This window comes from Streptomyces coeruleofuscus (assembly GCF_039532725.1).
Classification (GTDB): domain Bacteria; phylum Actinomycetota; class Actinomycetes; order Streptomycetales; family Streptomycetaceae; genus Streptomyces; species Streptomyces coeruleofuscus.
In genome coordinates this window covers 25518-43165 of sequence record NZ_BAAASE010000018.1, presented here as the reverse complement: position 1 = coordinate 43165, position 17648 = coordinate 25518, and the positions used below count along the sequence as shown (strand labels likewise).

13 protein-coding genes are annotated in these 17648 nt (G+C 70.6%); 3 read left to right on the top strand and 10 right to left on the bottom strand.

Features of this window, described 5'->3' with window-relative positions:
* Nucleotides 1-13: 13 nt before the first annotated feature.
* From ABFX81_RS40795 to ABFX81_RS40785, 3 genes are all read right to left on the bottom strand, one after another.
* The gene (locus tag ABFX81_RS40795) at nt 14-1348 is read right to left on the bottom strand and encodes a copper resistance CopC/CopD family protein (RefSeq protein WP_346139578.1); all 1335 of its coding nucleotides are present in this window, start codon (nt 1346-1348) and stop codon (nt 14-16) included.
* The gene (locus ABFX81_RS40790) at nt 1345-1968 is read right to left on the bottom strand and encodes a hypothetical protein (RefSeq protein ID WP_346139576.1); all 624 of its coding nucleotides are present in this window, start codon (nt 1966-1968) and stop codon (nt 1345-1347) included. Before ABFX81_RS40790 ends, ABFX81_RS40795 begins: the two co-directional genes overlap by 4 nt.
* A gap of 419 nt (nt 1969-2387) precedes the next feature.
* Nucleotides 2388-3731 carry a nucleotide sugar dehydrogenase gene (locus tag ABFX81_RS40785; RefSeq protein ID WP_086841754.1) on the bottom strand — a complete coding sequence of 448 codons (1344 nt, stop codon included), beginning with the start codon at nt 3729-3731 and terminating at the stop codon, nt 2388-2390.
* Between the two features lie 185 nt (nt 3732-3916).
* Here ABFX81_RS40785 and ABFX81_RS40780 point away from each other — a divergent pair, with 185 nt between their 5' ends.
* Entirely contained in the window at nt 3917-5074 is a 1158-nt protein-coding gene (locus ABFX81_RS40780) for an acyl-CoA dehydrogenase family protein (RefSeq protein ID WP_086841756.1), read from the top strand.
* A gap of 48 nt (nt 5075-5122) precedes the next feature.
* Here ABFX81_RS40780 and ABFX81_RS40775 read toward each other — a convergent pair whose 3' ends face one another.
* Nucleotides 5123-5680, bottom strand: coding sequence for an acyl-CoA thioesterase (locus ABFX81_RS40775; protein WP_059420204.1), 558 nt, complete (start codon nt 5678-5680; stop codon nt 5123-5125).
* 119 nt (nt 5681-5799) lie between these two features.
* Here ABFX81_RS40775 and ABFX81_RS40770 point away from each other — a divergent pair, with 119 nt between their 5' ends.
* The gene (locus ABFX81_RS40770; RefSeq protein ID WP_086841759.1) at nt 5800-7101 is read left to right on the top strand and encodes an LCP family glycopolymer transferase; all 1302 of its coding nucleotides are present in this window, start codon (nt 5800-5802) and stop codon (nt 7099-7101) included.
* Between the two features lie 58 nt (nt 7102-7159).
* Here the strand turns inward: ABFX81_RS40770 and ABFX81_RS40765 are convergent, their stop codons facing one another.
* Both ABFX81_RS40765 and ABFX81_RS40760 read right to left on the bottom strand, forming a co-directional pair.
* A complete protein-coding gene (locus ABFX81_RS40765; RefSeq protein WP_086841761.1) occupies nt 7160-7522 on the bottom strand; it encodes a four-helix bundle copper-binding protein in 363 nt (120 codons plus the stop codon).
* Between the two features lie 123 nt (nt 7523-7645).
* The gene (locus ABFX81_RS40760; RefSeq protein ID WP_346139573.1) at nt 7646-9130 is read right to left on the bottom strand and encodes an LCP family protein; all 1485 of its coding nucleotides are present in this window, start codon (nt 9128-9130) and stop codon (nt 7646-7648) included.
* Between the two features lie 127 nt (nt 9131-9257).
* Here ABFX81_RS40760 and ABFX81_RS40755 point away from each other — a divergent pair, with 127 nt between their 5' ends.
* The gene (locus ABFX81_RS40755) at nt 9258-10316 is read left to right on the top strand and encodes a glycosyltransferase (protein WP_086841763.1); all 1059 of its coding nucleotides are present in this window, start codon (nt 9258-9260) and stop codon (nt 10314-10316) included.
* Nucleotides 10317-10367: 51 nt separating this feature from the next.
* On the opposite strand, the gene ABFX81_RS40750 is transcribed toward ABFX81_RS40755, so the two are convergent.
* The 4 genes from ABFX81_RS40750 to ABFX81_RS40735 form a co-directional block, all read right to left on the bottom strand.
* Nucleotides 10368-11969, bottom strand: a complete 1602-nt coding sequence (locus ABFX81_RS40750; RefSeq protein ID WP_086841765.1) for an LCP family glycopolymer transferase — start codon at nt 11967-11969, stop codon at nt 10368-10370.
* A 92-nt stretch (nt 11970-12061) separates the two neighbouring features.
* Complete coding sequence (locus tag ABFX81_RS40745) at nt 12062-13852, bottom strand: LCP family protein (RefSeq protein WP_346139571.1); 1791 nt, start codon at nt 13850-13852, stop codon at nt 12062-12064.
* A gap of 226 nt (nt 13853-14078) precedes the next feature.
* The gene (locus tag ABFX81_RS40740) at nt 14079-15710 is read right to left on the bottom strand and encodes an LCP family protein (RefSeq protein WP_346139569.1); all 1632 of its coding nucleotides are present in this window, start codon (nt 15708-15710) and stop codon (nt 14079-14081) included.
* 75 nt (nt 15711-15785) lie between these two features.
* Nucleotides 15786-17528, bottom strand: coding sequence for an LCP family glycopolymer transferase (locus tag ABFX81_RS40735; protein WP_086854633.1), 1743 nt, complete (start codon nt 17526-17528; stop codon nt 15786-15788).
* Nucleotides 17529-17648 lie beyond the last annotated feature (120 nt).

The window sequence follows — 17648 nt, the reverse complement described above, 5'->3', positions numbered from 1 at the left end:
TGGGGGGGGGAGTTCAGCGGCCGGGGTCGGCCGTGACCAGCAGACTCGTCACGGCGAGCACCACGAGGACGAGCCCCGTCTCGACCGCGACCGAGTAACCGAAAGGCCGCACGGTGGCGGCGTCGCCGCGCAGCAGCACGGCGAGATCGAGGCGGGTGCGCACCCACTGACGGCTCGCGAACGCGGCGAGCAGGACGGCCCCGAGCACGCCCGTCTTCACCAGGAGCAGCTGCCCGTACGAGGTGTGCAGCAGAGCGTCGTACGACCCCACCACCTGCCAGGCGAGCACCAGCCCGGCGCCGACGATCCCGGTGACGCTCACCGCCGCGAGCCGTGAGTAACCCGGCACCACCACCGCCAGCTCCCGGGCTCGCCGACGCGGCAGCACGGCCAGCGTGAGCACGGCCAGCCCGCCGATCCACAGCGAGGCGCCGAGCAGATGGACGAAGTCGGCGACGGCACCCCACGTGGGATCGGCGCCCTCGGAGCTGTGGCCCGTCATACCGGTCGTCCGCAGCAGCCCGAACGCCACCGCGAGGGCGCCCACCCGCCAGCCCGGGGAGCGGGAGGTGCGGGCCCCGCCCTGGAGCAGGGCGCCGAGCACCACGGCCGCCAGCACCCACACCAGAGCGCGGGCGGCGAGGACGACCCCGGGCTCGGTGGCCAGCAGATCGGCGTACGTCACGGGGCGCAGCGCGTCCCGTAGCCCGCCGAGCGTGCCGTAGGCACCCTGGAGACCGATGGTCGCGACGGTGGCCAGCAGGCCGACCGTCCAGGCGAGGACGAGCAGCGCCCGGGACCGCGGCTCCTCGGCGCCGCGCGGCCACAGCAGCACGACGAAGGCGAGACCGCCGACGAACAGGGCCAGCGCGAGATAACCGGCCCAGCGGGCGGCGACGAGACCCTTGCGCACCGAGGGGGAAGGGTCGGGAGCGGAGGCGGCGGCCTCGTCGCCGCCGGTCCCGGCGGCCGCAGCGCCGATGGTGAGGGCGATCCGGCCGGAAGAAGCGTGCCCGTCCTCCGCGTCGACGACGGACCACATGACGGCGAGCTCACCGCGCTCCGGGGCGTCGAGCGCGACCCGAACGGTGTCGGCCCCGCCGCCCGGCGTACGGGACACCGGCAGCCGGTCGCCGCCCATCGTCAGCACACGGACGTCGGCGAGGTCGACGGCCTCGTCGAAGGTGAGGGTGAGGTGGCCGGGGGCCTTCTTCAGCTCCGCCCCGTCCTTCGGGGAGGCGGAGACCAGCTCGGTGTGGGCGGAGGCGGACTGGGGCGCTCCGGCGAGGACGTAGAGGAGGGGGGTGAGCAGGAGGAGGAGCAGGGCGCGGCGAGCGGTCGGGGTCACGGGGTCGCCTCCGGCCCGGGGGACGCGATGCCGCCGAGGAGGCTGCCGACCGGGGCCAGGCCGACACAGGGGGAGGGCTGCGGCGTGGGCGTCTCGCCCGCACCGTCGAGCAGCCCGAACACGGGCTCGGTGAGCCCGCCGAGGAGCGGTTGCACGAGGGTGACCTCGCCGTCCTCGCAGGTGTCGCCGTCGGCGGGGGCGGATCCCGACGGGGTGGGCGTGGGGGAGGAGGGGGAGGGGGAGCCGGCACCGGGGTCGGAGGGCGGGGAGGTCGAATGGCCGGTGTGGCCGGACCCGCCCGCGCCGCCGGTTCCGTATCCGGGACCCGCGCCGATTCCGCCGTACCCCGGCAACTGGCCGCCGCCGATGGGAACCTGGCCCGCCCCGGCGCCCGGATCCGATATGCCGGGGTCACCCGGCGCGGCCGGCGGGGGGTTCACCGGCGCGGTGGCCGCGGGCGGTGATGTCGGGGGAGCGGCCGTCTGCGTGCCGCCGGAGGCGGAAGGGGCACCGATGCCCGACGCGTAACCCAGCACGATGACCACGGCGCCGACAAGCGCTCCGGCCACCAACTCGTCGCGGTGATCCCGCGGCCACTCCGCCCGGGAGAACAAGGGCATGGGGCACTCCTGGCATGGTCAAGTCAAGCCACACGGAAGGTGTGGCGAATGACGACCAGTGGAGTGGAAGGGGGATTCCGCGCAACTACGCGTCGGTTAATCGATTGTTTCCTGACCCTCTCTCCCGGTGGGTACACCCGTGAAATCGGTCGATCCCGCGTGCCGCTCGAATAAAATTCGAACTCATATTGATGATTTCGAGAGCGGCGGCATATGTCGGGGCCAGAGAAGGCTGCTGGCCTTGGGGGACCTGCCCGAGCGCCACCTCGGCGCCCGGGCGCGACAGCGAAACAAGCACAGAAAATCCGCGCGGATCCGCCCGCTCCTTCACCGATCCCGCGAGAATTCCCGAATCTGCTGCGAAGCCGTCAGGAATTCACGGAATCGGACCGAATTCGAGCTCGTGCGGCCGGTGGAACTCAGGCGGTCGGCCGCCCCATCGCCCGGTACGTCCACCCGGCCTTGCGCCAGCGCTCCGGGTCGAGGGCGTTGCGGCCGTCGAGGATGATCCGGGCCGCCGCGACCTCCCCGAGCGCCTCCTCGTCCAGCTCGCGGAACTCCCGCCATTCCGTCAGATGCAGCACGATGTCGGCGCCCCGCACGGCGTCCAGCGCCGAGTCGGCGTAGCCGAGCGTCGGGAAGACGCGGCGGGCGTTCTCCATGCCCTTGGGGTCGTAGACCGTGACCTGCCCGCCCTGGAGGTGGATCTGCCCGGCGACGTTCAGCGCGGGGGAGTCCCGTACGTCGTCCGAGTCGGGCTTGAAGGTCGCGCCCAGGACCGCCACCCGCTTGCCGAGGAACGGCCCGCCGCCCAGCGCCTGCCGGGTCAGCTCCACCATCTGCCCGCGCTGGCGCATGTTGATGGAGTCGATCTCGCGCAGGAACGTCAGCGCCTGGTCGGCACCCAGCTCACCGGCCCGCGCCATGAAGGCGCGAATGTCCTTCGGCAGACATCCGCCACCGAACCCGATCCCGGCCCGCAGGAACTTCTTCCCGATCCGGTCGTCGTAACCGATGGCCTCCGCCAGCTTGGCCACGTCACCGCCCGCGGCCTCGCACACCTCCGCCATCGCGTTGATGAAGGAGATCTTCGTGGCGAGGAAGGAGTTCGCGGAGGTCTTCACCAGCTCGGCGGTCGGGAAGTCCGTCACGACGAACGGCGAACCCTCGGCGATCGGCGTGGCGTACACCTCCCGCAGCAGCTTCTCGGCCCGCTCGCTGCGCACGCCCACCACGATCCGGTCGGGGTGCAGCGTGTCCTTGACGGCGAAGCCCTCGCGCAGGAACTCCGGGTTCCACGCCAGCTCGGCGTCCTCGCCGGCCGGCGCGTGCGCGGCCAGGTAGGACGCCAGCCGGTCGGCGGTACCCACGGGCACGGTCGACTTGCCGACCACCAGGGCGGGGCCGTGCAGATGCGGGGCGAGCGAGGCGAACGCGGAGTCGACGTAACTCATGTCGGAGGCGTACTCGCCGTGCCGCTGCGGGGTGTTCACGCAGACGAAGTGCACATCGCCGAAGGCGCCGATCTCGGCCCAGTCCTGGGTGAAGCGCAGCCGCCCGCTGGAGCCCTCGAAACCGGCGACGTGCTTGCGCAGCAGCTCGTCGAGCCCCGGCTCGTACATCGGGGCCTCGCCGCGCTCCAGCTTCTCGATCTTCTCGGGCACGACGTCGAGGGCGAGCACCTCGAAGCCCAGCTCGGCCATGGCCGCCGCGTGTGTCGCGCCGAGATAACCGGTGCCGATCACGGTGATCTTCAGGGCCATGGGTGCTCCAGGGGTCTACGGCAGGTGCGCGCCCGAGCATATCCGGGGCATGGGACCGCGCTTCACAGGGCAACTTTCCCGCTGTCGTCTAGCTCACGTATCCCTCCGGTGAGCGACGCCATAAACTTTTGATTACTTAACGGTAGTTAGCGCCACCATCGCAGCGTTTTGGAGCGTGAGAGACCTTGGCCGGATCGGCTGACTTCGACCTGTACCGCCCGTCCGAGGAGCACGACATGCTCCGCGACGCCGTCCGCTCACTGGCCGAGGCGAAGATCGCGCCGTACGCCGCCGCGGTGGACGAGGAGGCCCGCTTCCCGCAGGAGGCCCTCGAGGCACTGGTCGCGAACGACCTGCACGCCGTGCACGTACCCGAGGAGTACGGCGGCTCGGGCGCCGACGCACTGGCGACCGTCATAGTGATCGAGGAGGTCGCGCGGGTCTGCGCCTCGTCCTCCCTCATTCCCGCGGTGAACAAGCTGGGCTCGCTCCCGGTGATCCTCTCCGGCTCCGAGGACCTGAAGAAGCGGTACATGACCCCGCTCGCCAAGGGCGACGGCATGTTCTCGTACTGCCTGTCCGAGCCCGACGCCGGATCCGACGCCGCCGGCATGAAGACGAAGGCCGTCCGCGACGGCGACCACTACGTCCTCAACGGCGTGAAGCGCTGGATCACCAACGCGGGCGAGTCCGAGTTCTACACGGTGATGGCGGTCACGGACCCGGCCAAGCGCTCCAAGGGCATCTCGGCCTTCGTCGTCGAGAAGTCCGACGAGGGCGTCTCCTTCGGCGCCCCCGAGAAGAAGCTCGGCATCAAGGGCTCCCCGACCCGCGAGGTCTACCTCGACAACGTCCGCATCCCCGCCGACCGCATGATCGGCGAGGAGGGCACCGGCTTCGCCACGGCGATGAAGACCCTCGACCACACCCGCATCACGATCGCCGCCCAGGCCCTCGGCATCGCCCAGGGCGCCCTCGACTACGCCAAGGGCTACGTCCAGGAGCGCAAGCAGTTCGGCAAGCCGATCGCCGACTTCCAGGGCATCCAGTTCATGCTCGCCGACATGGCCATGAAGATCTCGGCCGCCCGCGCCCTGACCTACCAGGCCGCCGCCGCCTCCCAGCGTGTCGACGCCGACCTCACCTACCTGGGCGCCGCCGCCAAGTGCTTCGCCTCGGACGTGGCGATGGAGGTCACCACGGACGCGGTCCAGCTCCTCGGCGGGTACGGCTACACCCGCGACTACCCGGTGGAGCGCATGATGCGCGACGCCAAGATCACGCAGATCTACGAGGGCACGAACCAGGTCCAGCGCATCGTGATGGCGCGCAACCTGCCGTAACGGGCCCCTGCGTCAGCGAGTGAGCCTCCCGTTCCGCGGGAGGCTCACTCAGTCCTCGAACCCCTCCGCCGCCCGCTTCTCCCGCAGTTCCATGATCGCCCGGCGGCGGGCCAGGCGGTGGGTGCGGCGGATCTGGGCCTCCTGGTAGCGGCGCTTGTCGCGTTCGGTCTCCGGGAGGACCGGGGGGACCCGGCGGGGCTTGCCGTCGGCGTCGACGGCCGCGAAGACGAGGTAGGCGGAGCCGACCTGGGTGGGCGGTGCGGACTCGTTCCAGCGTTCGGCCAGGACGCGGACGCCGACCTCCATGGAGGTGCGGCCGGTCCAGTTGACCTGTGCCTTGACGTGGACCAGGTCGCCGACGCGGACCGGCTCCAGGAACGCCATCTCGTCCATGGAGGCCGTCACCGCCGGCCCGCCGGAGTGCCGCCCGGCCACGGCACCCGCCGCGTCGTCCACCAGCTTCATGATCACGCCACCGTGCACCGTCCCCAGAAGGTTCGTGTCGTTGTGGGTCATGATGTGGCTGAGGGTGGTGCGGGAGGCCGAAGTCGGCTTGCCCGGGATATCCGGAGTGCCGGAATCCGCAGCTGGGGCCTGGTCTGTCATGGCCCCTACCTTATGCCGAGGCGGTATGAGGGGTTTTTGTGTCAGCTTCGCCACAGCCGTGCTCTGATTTTCCGACGACTCTTGTATGGCGTACTACGGGGACCTGCACACTGGTCCGCATGAACACTTGGCCCGAGGGGCGGTCCGACGACAACCGCGGCAGCCGGTACGGACGCGGAAGCGCCGGCGCACAGCCCGAGAGCGCCCGCGTCATGCGGCAGGTCCGCCGCGGTCAGGCGCCGTCGCCCGGGCAGGGTGCCTACGGCGGTGCGGCGCCGTACGCCGGCGGGGTTCCGCAGCAGCCTTCGTACGTCAACGGCGGCTACGCCGAGCCGCCGGGCGCCTACGACAGCGGCTACAACACCGGCCAGGTCTACGGCTCCCCCGGTGGCAGAGGCCCCGGCGGTCCGGGCGACGACCTGTACGAGCCGCGCCCCGCGCCCAACTGGCGCCGCCGTATCAAGGTGACGGCGATCACGGTCGTGACGGTGCTGGTCGCGACGAGCGTCGCCACGTACTTCTGGGCCGACTCCAAGCTCAACCGCGACGTCGACCTGTCGAAGGTCATCGACCGGCCGGAGGCGGGCGAGGGCACGAACTACCTGATCGTCGGCTCCGACAGCCGCGCGGGCCTGTCGGCCGAGGACAAGAAGAGGCTGCGCACCGGGTCCGCCGAGGGCAAGCGCACGGACTCGATGATGATCCTGCACACCGGCAGCAACGGCCCGACGCTGATCTCACTGCCGCGTGACTCGAACGTCACGATCCCGTCGTACAAGGGGTCCGACTCCGGCAAGCTCTACCAGGCCACCGGCCGCCAGACGAAGCTGAACGCGGCGTACGCGGAGGACGGCCCCGAACTGCTGGTCCGTACCGTCGAGGCCAACACCGGGCTGCACATCGACCACTACGTGGAGATCGGCTTCGGCGGCTTCGCCAACATCGTGGACGCGGTCGGCGGTGTCGAGATGAACATCCCGAAGGACATCAAGGACACCAAGTCGGGCGCGGACCTCAAGAAGGGCAAGCAGACCCTCAACGGCGAGCAGGCCCTCGCCTTCGTCCGCACCCGCTACGCCCTCGAGGGCTCCGACCTGGACCGTACGAAGAACCAGCAGAAGTTCCTGTCGGCCCTGGCCAACCAGGTCGCCACCCCGAGCACGATCCTCAACCCCTTCAAGCTGTACCCGACCATGGGCGCGGGCCTGGACTCCCTCGTGGTCGACAAGGACATGGGCCTGTTCGACCTGGCGTCGATGTTCTGGGCGATGAAGGGCGTCAGCGGCGGCGAGGGCAAGTCGATGAACATGCCGATCTCGGGCAACTCCCCGAACGGCAACCTCCAGTGGGACAGCGCGAAGCTGAAGACGCTGGTCAGCCAGCTGAAGAACGACGAGACGGTCACCGTCTCGGGCAACTGAGCACCGGCATGCGTCGGGGGCACCCACGGGGGTGCCCCCGACTGCTGTGAGGCGGTGCTCACATCGTGGCGGCCGACATCGAGCGGCACGTCTCGGCACAGCGGCGACACGCCTCGGCGCAGCGCATCATCTGGGCGTCGTCCGGCATGGACATACACGCCTCGGCGCACATGTCACAGGCCCGGGCGCACATCGCGCACATCTCGGCCGACAGCGGCGAGCGCCGCATCATCATGTCGGCGCACATGCGCGTCATCTCGGCGCAGTCCATGACCGCGCGCATGATCTGCATCTGGGCCTGGCCGCCCATCTGGAGGCAGGAGCTCATGGTCTCCTCGCACACGCTGTGGCAGGTCATGCACGCCTGGACGCAGTCCTGCATCTCCTTGCTCAGCGGGGTCGTGGTGGCTTGCTGGGTCATGATTCCTCCCGGGTGGGCGGTGAGGGCCGGGGGCCGACCCTCGTGCCCTTCCGTCCTACGCCTGCCCGGCGCCGACCGCCATGGGGCGGAAGGAAGAATTCCGCCATGCGTGCGCCGCGGCCCCTACGAGCACGCCACCTCGTCCCCCCGCACCACCCCGGACTCGCCCTGCCCCGGGTCCTCGGCCCGTACCTTGCGTACGCGTTCGAAGTCCGTGCCGGCGATGACCTTCAGGGTCGCCCCGAGGCCCTTGACCGGGCGGAGTTCGCTGCCCGGCAGGGCGGTGGCGAGGGACTTGGCCGAGCGGTCCCACTGGGGGTCGTAGGCGACGATGGTGCGCTTGACGTCGCGGGCGGCGGCGTTCACCGGGGCCCGGGTCGTGAGGAAGCCCGTCGAGGCCAGGGCCGCGTCGACACGGCGGCCCAGCCCGGGCGTGCGGGTGCCGTTCTCCACCTGGACGCGGATCTGCTGGGGGGCGACCGGGACGATCCGTGCCGCGCTGCGCGGCCGGTGCGCGGACAGCGGCCGGTCCTCGCGCAGGGCGCTGAAGAGCCGCTCCGCCTTCACGGGGTCCCACTTCAGCGTGGAGCCGACGTCCTTCACGGTGTATCCGATCCGCCCGATCGGGACGGTCGTGAACTCGGACGACGAGGGGGAGAAGTTCCGCATGGCCCGGCCCAGGTCCAGCATCTCCTCCGTGCCGAAGCCCTTGTCGGCCCGCACCGAGCCGAGCACGGCCCGTGTCACGTCCCGGAACTTCATCGGGTTGAGGAGGATCCCCGAGGAGGTGATCCGCTCCACGAGCGCCGCCATGAAGCGCTGCTGCCGTTTCATCCGGCCGAGGTCCGACGCCCCGTCGATGTGCCGTGCGCGTACGTACTGGAGCGCCTGCCCGCCCGCCAGCTTGTGCCGCCCGGCCGGGAGGTTCAGGCCGGTGTAGCTGTCCTTCAGGGGGTCCGCGGTGCAGATCTGTACGCCCCCGACGACGTCCACCGTCCTCATGAAGCTGGTGAAGTCGACCTCCAGGTAGTGGTCGATCTTCACCTTCGTCATGCTCTCGACCGTCCGCACGGTCAACTGCGGCCCGCCCTCGGCGTACGCCGCGTTCAGCTTGACCGGGTGCCCGCCGTGCCGTTTGCCCGTCGTGCGGTCGACGTGCTCGGGCGTCACGGCGTAGGAGTCGCGCGGCAGGCTCACCACACTCGCCCGCTCCCGGTCCTCCGAGATGTGCACGATCATGATCGTGTCGGTGCAGTGGCAGGGCGCCCCGCCCAGCCGGTACTTCTGCCGCTGCTCCTCGCTGATCTTCTCGCGGCCGTCGGTGCCGACCAGCAGCACGTTCATGCCGTGGCCCGCCTGCGGACGGTTCTTCATGTCCTTGAAGGCGTCGACGCGGGCGATGTCCGCGTCCAGGCTGGTCATCACCGCGTGCCCGATACCGGCGGACGCGAGGACCACCACGGACAGGGTGGTGACCACCCGCACGCCCCAGCGCGGCTTCCGGCGCCGTACGGGCGGGGCGGGCCTGCGCGGGGCCCGCCCCTGGGAGGGCTGCGGGCGGCGCTGCGGAGCGGCGGTGGACCGAGGGGACCGCGGCGGCGTGGGCAAGGGGGCACCTCCGGACGACGGCCGTACGTGGGATCCGTGAAACCGTAGGCCGATACGATCTGCGGCCCGCGGTAGCGCCCCGGCGGCGCGCACCGGTGTCCCCCGTTCGCGGTAACGTGAGGCTCCTATGAACGCCAATCCCGACGTGCGGCTCCCCGCCGTTTCCGTGATCATGCCCGTCCTCGACGAGGAACGGCACCTGCGGGGAGCAGTCCAAGCGATCCTCGCGCAGGAGTACGCCGGCGAGATGGAGGTCGTGATCGCCCTCGGTCCGTCCACGGACCGCACGGACGAGATCGCCGCCGAACTCGTGGCCGAAACTGCGTCTCTTAAAAGCAAGCGCGTGCACACCGTCCCGAACCCGACCGGCCGTACGCCCGCCGCCCTGAACGCGGCGATCAACGCCTCCCGCCACCCGATCGTCGTCCGCGTCGACGGGCACGGCATGCTCTCGCCCAACTACATCGCCACCGCCGTACGGCTCCTGGAGGAGACCGGCGCGCAGAACGTCGGCGGCATCATGCACGCCGAGGGCGAGAACGACTGGGAGCACGCCGTCGCCGCCGCGATGACCTCGAAGATCGGGGTCGGCAACGCCTCCTTCCACACGGGCGGACAGGCCGGCCCGGCCGAGACCGTCTACCTCGGAGTCTTCCGGCGCGAGGCGCTGGAGCAGCAGGGCGGCTACAACGTGGAGTTCATCCGCGCCCAGGACTGGGAGCTGAACTTCCGGATCAGGGAGGCCGGGGGCCTCATCTGGTTCTCGCCCGAGCTGAAGGTGTCGTACCGGCCCCGGCCGAGCCTGAAGGCGCTCGCCAAGCAGTACAAGAACTACGGCCGCTGGCGGCACGTCGTCGCCCGGTACCACGAGGGCTCGATCAACCTGCGCTACCTCGCCCCGCCGACCGCCGTGTGCGCGATCGCGGCCGGGACCCTGGTGGGCGCGCTGCTGACGCCGTGGGGTTTCGTGGTGCCCGGCGGCTACCTCGCGGCGATCCTGCTCGGCTCGGTCCCGGCGGGCAAGGGGCTGCCGCTGAAGGCTCGGCTCCAGATCCCCGTGGCGCTGGCCACCATGCACATGTCCTGGGGCTGGGGTTTCCTGACCAGCCCGCGGTCGCTGGCGAAGAAGGTCATCGCGTCCCGGCGTCCGGCGGTCCGGGCGGACGCGGACGCGACCACCGGCTGACGCACACCGCGCGCGTGCGGGCCCCTCCCCTTCGGGAGGGGCCCGTTTCCGTCACCAGGTGAAGTTCGGGTTCACGTGCATACAGGCCTTGTCGTCCGCGCCGTTGAGCGCCTGGGCCGACTTCGGGGTCTTGTTGTTCCGCTTCGGTGCCTTGTAGGCCGTGCCCTCCCGCCAGTCGGCGCCCACGACGAGCGTGACGCCGGAGACGTCGGTCGACCGCTTCACCGAACCGAGCGGAATCCCGAGGGCCTCGGCGACCCGCTGGGCGTCGCCCTCCAGGTCGGCGCTCGGGTAGCGGACGACGGTCCGCTCCTCGCTCCACGAGCCGGTGGTGTCGGCGACGGCCTGGGCGAAGCCCTGCTCCGTCAGCAGTCCGGCCACCGTGCTCGCGCGCCCGCGTGCCGCGGCCAGGGTGTCGGTCCGGGTGCCGTTGCGGACCTGGACGGGGATCTCGTCGTCGGCCGCGGCCGGGTCGGCGGAGGCCTTCTGCGCCGCCTTCTTCCCGTCCTTGTCCTTGCCGTCCAGCGCGATGTCCTCCCGCACCAGCCGGAACAGCTGCTCGGCGTCCTCCGTGGGCTCCACGCGGGCGCCGACGTACCGGTTGGGCATCGTGGTCATGGTGATGCGCTCCGGCTCGACCTTGCGCAGCTCGTCGCTGAGGTCGTAGAGCTTCTTGACGGTGTCGAGGCCGGGGTCGACGGTCAGGGCCCGGGTGGCCTCCTCGGCCAGTCTGCGGAGTTTGTTCGGGCTGCTGAGGGTGGCGTTCTCGCGGAGCTGGCGGACCATCGCGTTCATGTACATGTGCTGGGCCTTGGCGCGGGCGAGGTCGCTGCCGTCCTCGAAGCCGTAGCGGGTGCGCAGCCACTGGAGGGCCTGCTCGCCCTGGATGTACGAGGTGCCCTTCTCCAGCTTCAGGCCCGAGCCCTTGCCGTCGGAGGTGCGTGAGTGGATGTTGTCGTCGACGCACACCGGGACGCCGCCGACGGCGTCGGCCATGGACACCACGCCCGCGAAGTCGACCATGATGAAGTGGTCGATGTGGATGCCGGTGAGCTCCTGCCAGGTGGCCACGGTGCAGCCCGGGCCGCCGTTCCCGAGGCTCTGGTTGGTCATCGTCCGCCCCTGGGTTCCCGGGTACACCTTCCCGTCGTCCGGGTCGGTGCACTTCGGGATCTTCACGAGCGTGTCGCGGGGCATGCTGATGACCGACATGTTGGTGCGGTCGGCGGACAGGTGCAGCAGCATCTGCACGTCCGCCAGCGGCGCGGCGCCGAACGTCTCACGGGCGCCGCCGAGTCTCTGGTTCTCCTTGCTGTCCCGCGCGTCCGAGCCGATGAGCAGGATGTTCAGCGGGGTCTGCCCGGCGGCGTTCGGCGTCGGTGCGGCGACCTTGTTGTCGCCGAGGTTCAGCGCGTCCTTCTTGATGTTGCCGTTGAGGTGCCGGTAGTAGAGGTATCCGGCCCCGGCCGTCCCGAGTATGAGAAGGGCGAGCACGGCGGCGGACCACCTCAGCAGCCGCCGGGTACGCCGGGGCCGGCCCTCGCCGCTCGGGCCGCCGGGGGTGCCGCCCGTCGCCGACGTGGTCTCGTCCGGGCCCGGTTCCCGGCGGACGCCCTGCCGCGTTTCGTTCTCCCGCACACCGCTCTGCGTCACTTCCCCGGTCCTTCCCGCCCCCCGGCGCATGCAACAGGCCCGCCCTGCCCCCTGTTAGACGCACGACGGGCCTGTCAGTTGCCCTCAGCGGGTCAACTCGCGCACTTCACCTTGTCGGCGGTGGACTTCTCCACGTCCGCCGCCTCGACCGGGGCGTTGAGCTTCACGCCGGCGCCCTTGAAGTCCTTGCCGAGGGTCAGGGTCATCGCGGGCACGCCCTGGGAGTTGGTCACGCTCTCGCCGGGCTTCAGCGCCGCCCCGGACAGCCCCATGATGTCGGCGAGGCGGCGGGCCTGGTCGGCCTGGTCGGGGGCGTACTCGAGCGTGGTCTTCGCCAGTGCGGCGGGCGCGTTCCCGCCGTTCTCGGACTTGGTCACGCCCTCCTCGACCTGGAGGTACTGGAGGGTCTTCTGCGCGCTGCCGGTGACGGCCCCGCCGTTGAGGACCCGGACCCGGACCTCGGAGGCCGGGGCCTTGCTGCCCTTCAGCCGCGCGGCCTCGGCGTCCTTCTCCTTCTTCTTCTGCTCCTTGACCTCGGTGAACGAGACGTCGTTCTTGATCATGTCGAACACCTGGGGAGCCTTCGACTCGTCCAGGACGACCGTCGCCTTCACCGTCTCCGCCGGGTTGTCCTTCACCGGGACGGTCGCGAAGGCGATGTTCTTGGTCGGCACCTTCTTCAGCTCCAGGGCGATGTCCTTGAGCGTGCCGACGTTGCCGATGGCCTTGTCCACGGTCAGCGCCTTGGTGGCGGCCTCGGCCAGCTTCAGCAGTTTCGAGGGGCTGGTGAGGGTGTCACTGGAGGACATCTTGCGCATGAGCGAGCCGAGGAACTGCTGCTGCACCTTGATCCGGTCCAGGTCACCGCTGTTGCCGAAGCTCTTGCGGGTACGGACGAACGCGAGGGCCTGCTCGCCCTCGACCGTCGACGGGCCCGCGGGCAGGACGAGTTTGGACTCCTTGTCGTTGACCGGCTTCTCCACGCAGACGTCGACCCCGTCCACCGCCGTCGTCAGCGTCTTCACCGCGTTGAAGTCGGCCATCATGAAGTGGTCGACCTGGATGCCGGTGTTCTCCTTCACCGTGCGCATCGTGCAGCCCGGGTCCCGGCCGCTCTCCCCGAGGCTCCGGTTGAAGCGGACGCCGCGCAGGCCCGGGACGACCTTCTCCGAGCCGTCCTCCAGCTTCGTCGGGCAGTCGGGGATGTCCACGATCAGGTCCCGGGGGATGCTGAGCGCGGTGGCGTTGGAGCGGTCCTGGGCGACGTGCAGCAGGATCGTGGTGTCGGCGTGCCCGGAGCTGCCCTTGTCGCCGTAGCCCTCGTTGCCCGCACCGGTGCGCTTGTCCGTGCCGATGATGAGGACGCTGAAGGCCTCGTCCTTGCTGAAGTTGCTGGCGCCCGCGCTGCCGACGTCGGTCGTCGTGACGTTGCCCTCCAGGTGCCGGAGGTAGAAGTAGCCGGCCGCGCCGACCCCGACCAGCACGAACGCCATCGTGCCGCCGGTCCACATCAGCACCTTCTTGGCCTTCTTGGGCTTCCGCTGCACCGGCCGACGCCCGCCGCGCCGCCCGGGCGGCGGCTCCTCGGGCGCACCGCGCCGCCGGCGCTGGGGCGGGACGTCGGTGCGGGTGGCACCGCCCTCACGGGACGCCGCGCTGGGGGAGGCCGCGTTACGGGGAGCCCCGTTGCGGGGAGCCGCCTTGGGCGGTCCCGCCGTACGGCCGCCCGCCCCCGTCGGGGGAGTGGATCCGCGTGCCCCGGATACCGGCGACTGCGCTGCGGATGGAGTCAGTCGCAGTTCGTATTCACCGGTGTTCGGATTGAGTACCCACTGGTCTGCGGGGTCGATCTGGTCCCCCCGCCCACGGCGTTGCGCGTCCACGGTTGTCTGTTTCCTCCGTCGGGGCACGCGGCGCCTTCTCCCCCCGGAAGGCGCACGGGTACTTGTCATCACAGAAGCACTGGATCGCTCACACTATCCGCCCAGTTGAACGTCGGTGTGCACTGAATGACAAATTCAGCGTCCATACATTTGGGCAATTCCACCCAATTCCATAGGGGGAGTGGAAGGAAGCCGTCGACCGGTGTGTGAGTTGCTTCTCCGGTCGCTACCAGCGGTAGGGCGCGTACACGTCCATGCACTGCCCGGCGTCCGAGCCGTTGAGGGCGTCCGCGTCACCGGGCAGGTCCCCGGCCTTCGGAGCCGGCTGTTCCGGATAGGCCGTACCCGTACGCCAGTCGGTGCCCACGACGACCGTGACGCCGGAGACATCGGTCGACCGCCGCACCGAACGCGCCGGAATGCCCAGCGACTTGGCGACACGCTGCGCGTCGCCCGCCAGCTCGGCGCTCGGGTAGCGCACCACGGTCCGGTCCTCGGACAGCGCGCCGGAGGTGTCCGCGGCGGCCTTCGTGAAGCCCTCGGCCACGAGCGCCCGCGCGATGGCGCCCGCGCGGCCGCTCACCGGGCCGAGGGTGTTCGAGCGCGTGGCGTTCTGCACCAGGACGCCGATGGCGTCGTCCGCCGCGGCCGGATCCTCGGGCTGCTCGGACTGCTCGGAGGCCTGGGAAGTCTTCTTCGCGCCCGGCTTCCCGCCCTTGCCGTCGAAGGGCACGTCGTCGCGGATCATGTCCCACACCCGGTCGGCGTCGGCCCCGGCCGGAATGAGGTGGTTGCGGTCCTGCAGGTCCTCGGCCGTGGGCAGCGTCGTCATGGTGATGCGGTCCGTCGGGACCGTCTTGAGCTGCGTTCCCAGGTCGTACAGCTTCTTCACCGTGCCGAGCTCCTCGGACACGTGCAGCGACCTGGTGGCCGCCTCGGCCAGGTCGGTCAGCCGGCCGGTGTCGGTGAAGACGTTCTGCGCCTTGAGCGTGCGGATCATCGAGTTCATGTACATGTGCTGCGCCCGGGCCCGCAGCGGGTCGCTGCCCCAGGCGTGCCGGGTGCGCAGCCACTGGAGCGCCTGCTCGCCCTGGACCTTCTTCCGGCCGGCCGTCAGCTTCAGACCCGAGCCGCCGGGCACGCCGGGCAGTGGCCGGTCCCACACGTTCTGCCGCACGCACACCTCGACCCCGCCGATGGCGTCCGCCATCTTCACCACGCCCGCGAAGTCGATCGTCATCCAGTGGTCGACGTAGACCCCGGTGAGGTTCTCCCAGGTCGCGAGCGTGCAGCCCGCTCCGCCACGGGCCAGTGAGGCGTTGATGATCGTGTTGACCGGCGGGTACGTCCGCCCGGTCTTCGGGTCGGTGCACTTCGGTATGTCGACCCGGGTGTCGCGCGGAATGCTCACCACGGCGGCGCTCTTGCGGTCCGCGGCCAGGTGGATGAGCATCTGCACGTCGCCCAGCGGCGGCTTGCCGCGGTCCTTCCGGGCACCGCCCAGCTTCACGTTCTCGTCGGAGTTACGGCTGTCCGAGCCGACCAGCAGGATGTTCAGGGGCGTCTGCCCGGCCGCGTTCGGGGCGGACTTGCGCGCCTTGGAGTCGCCGCTGCTGCGCCGGCCCTTCTCGATGTTGCCGTTCAGGTGCTCGTAGTAGAGGTAGCCGGCGCCGGCGGTCGCGAGGATCACCATCGAGAGGGACGTCGCCGACCAGCGCAGGACGCGCCGTCCGCGGCCGGGCCGGCGGCCGCCTGGGCCGTCCCCGTCGCCCGGCCCGCCGGGTCTGCCCGGGACCGGCTCACCCGGGACGGCACCCGGCTTGGTCCCCTCCTCGTGCACACTGCTGCTCTGTGCCATCTGCTCTTCCCCACCCCCGCGTCACCGGACAAGGCCTGTCGTACGCCCTGTGAGACGTACGGCGGGCCCGTCAGGTCACTCGGCGCACTCGACCTTGTCCGCCGTGGACTTGTCCACACCCTCCGGCGCCTTCGACGGAGCGGTGAGGGAGGCGCCCGCACCCTTGAAGTCCTTGCCGAGCGTCAGGGTCATCGCGGGCACCCCCTGGGCGTTCTCGACGCTCTCGCCCGGCTTCATCGCCGACCCGGACAGGCCCATGATGTCGGCGAGGCGGCGGGCCTGGTCGGCCTGGTCGGGGGCGTACTCGAGTGTGGTCTTCGCCAGCTCGGCGGGCGCGTTGCCGGCGTTCTCCGACTTGGTCACGCCCTCCTCGACCTGGAGCCAGCTGAGCGTCTCCTGGGCGCTGCCGGGATCGGCACCGCCGTTGAGGATCCGCACCCGGACCTCGGAGGCCGGGGCCTTGGTGCCCTTCAGCCGGGCGGCCACCGCGGCCGCCTCCTTCTTCTTCTGCTGCTTGACGGCGGTGAAGGAGACGTCGTTCTTGATCATGTCGAAGACCTGCGGGGCCGTCGACTCGTTCAGGACGACCGTGCTCTTGACCTTCTCCGTCGGGTTGTCGATCACCGGCGTCGTGGTGAACGTCAGGTTCTTGGTGTCGAGCTTGCCCAGCTCCAGACCGAGGTCCTTGAGCTTGCCGATGGTGTCCAGCTGCGAGTCGACGGTCAGCGCCTTGGTGCCCGCCTCGGCCAGGTCGAGCATCTTCGAGGGGCTGGTGAGCGTGTCGTTGGACTTCAGCTTGCGCATCAGCGCGCTCAGGAACTGCTGCTGGAGACCGATCCGGCTCAGGTCGCCGCCGAAGCCCACGGCGTGCCGGGTGCGCACGAACGCCAGCGCCTGCTCGCCCTCGATCGTGTGCGTGCCCTTCGACAGCTTCAGGTGCGAGTCCGGGTCGTCGATGTCCTTGCCCAGGCAGACCTCGACCCCGCCGACCGCGCTGGTCAGCGTCTTGACCGCGTTGAAGTCGGCGACCATGAAGTTGTCCGGCTTGACCCCGGTGAGCTCGGTCACGGTCCGCATGGTGCAGCTGGGGGTACGGCCGTCCTGGCCGAGGCTGGTGTTGAAGCGGGCCTGCGGCGTGCCCGGGATGATCTTCTGCGACCCGTCCTCCTGCGTGGTCGGGCAGTCCGGCACGTCGACGATGAGGTCACGCGGGATGCTCAGCGCGGTCGCGTTCGAGCGGTCCTTGGAGACGTGCAGCAGGATCGTGGTGTCGGCGTGCCCGACGCTTCCCGAGTCGCCGTAGCTCTCGTTGCCCTTGCCGGTGCGCTTGTCGGTGCCGATCAGCAGGATGTTGATGGCCTTGTCCTTCTGGAAGCCACCGGTGCTCGCGCCGTCGTCGGAGACGGACGCGATGTTGTCGTTCAGGTGCTCGATGTAGAAGTACGCGGCGCCCGCCCCGGCGACCAGCACGAACGCCATCGCGCCGCCGGTCCACAGCAGGGCCTTCTTCCCCTTCGCGGCCTTCTTGGCCGGCCGTCGCCCGCGCCGCCCCGGCAGCGGCTCCTCCGGCGCCCCGCGGCGCCTGCGCGACGGCGGCACCGTACGGCCCGGCGTCTCGGGCCGCGGCCTGCCGGGCGCCTGCGTACGGCCGCGTGCCGGCGGGACCCCGTCGGAGGCCGGTGGCCTGCGGGGGCTGGGGACCCCCGACTGCGGTGGGGAAGGAGGCAGTCGCAGTTCGTATTCGCCGGTGTTCGGATTGAGCACCCACTGGTCTGCGGGATCGATATCGTCCGCCCGCCCACGGCCTTGCGCGTCCACGGTTGTCTGTTTCCTCCGTCGGGGCACGCGGCGCCTCCCCCTCCAAGGCGCCCGGGTCTCGGTCACACAGTGCGCGACCTCAGGACCGTCCTCAGAGCCGGGCGCACCGGATCGCTCACA

Bases quoted from the DNA above. Each gene is read 5' to 3' on its own strand.
- ABFX81_RS40740 (WP_346139569.1), bottom strand. From the start codon at position 15,710: ATGGCACAGAGCAGCAGTGTGCACGAGGAGGGGACCAAGCCGGGTGCC.
- ABFX81_RS40770 (WP_086841759.1), top strand. From the start codon at position 5,800: ATGAACACTTGGCCCGAGGGGCGGTCCGACGACAACCGCGGCAGCCGG.
- ABFX81_RS40785 (WP_086841754.1), bottom strand. From the start codon at position 3,731: ATGGCCCTGAAGATCACCGTGATCGGCACCGGTTATCTCGGCGCGACA.
- ABFX81_RS40775 (WP_059420204.1), bottom strand. From the start codon at position 5,680: ATGACAGACCAGGCCCCAGCTGCGGATTCCGGCACTCCGGATATCCCG.
- ABFX81_RS40790 (WP_346139576.1), bottom strand. From the start codon at position 1,968: ATGCCCTTGTTCTCCCGGGCGGAGTGGCCGCGGGATCACCGCGACGAG.
- ABFX81_RS40755 (WP_086841763.1), top strand. From the start codon at position 9,258: ATGAACGCCAATCCCGACGTGCGGCTCCCCGCCGTTTCCGTGATCATG.
- ABFX81_RS40765 (WP_086841761.1), bottom strand. From the start codon at position 7,522: ATGACCCAGCAAGCCACCACGACCCCGCTGAGCAAGGAGATGCAGGAC.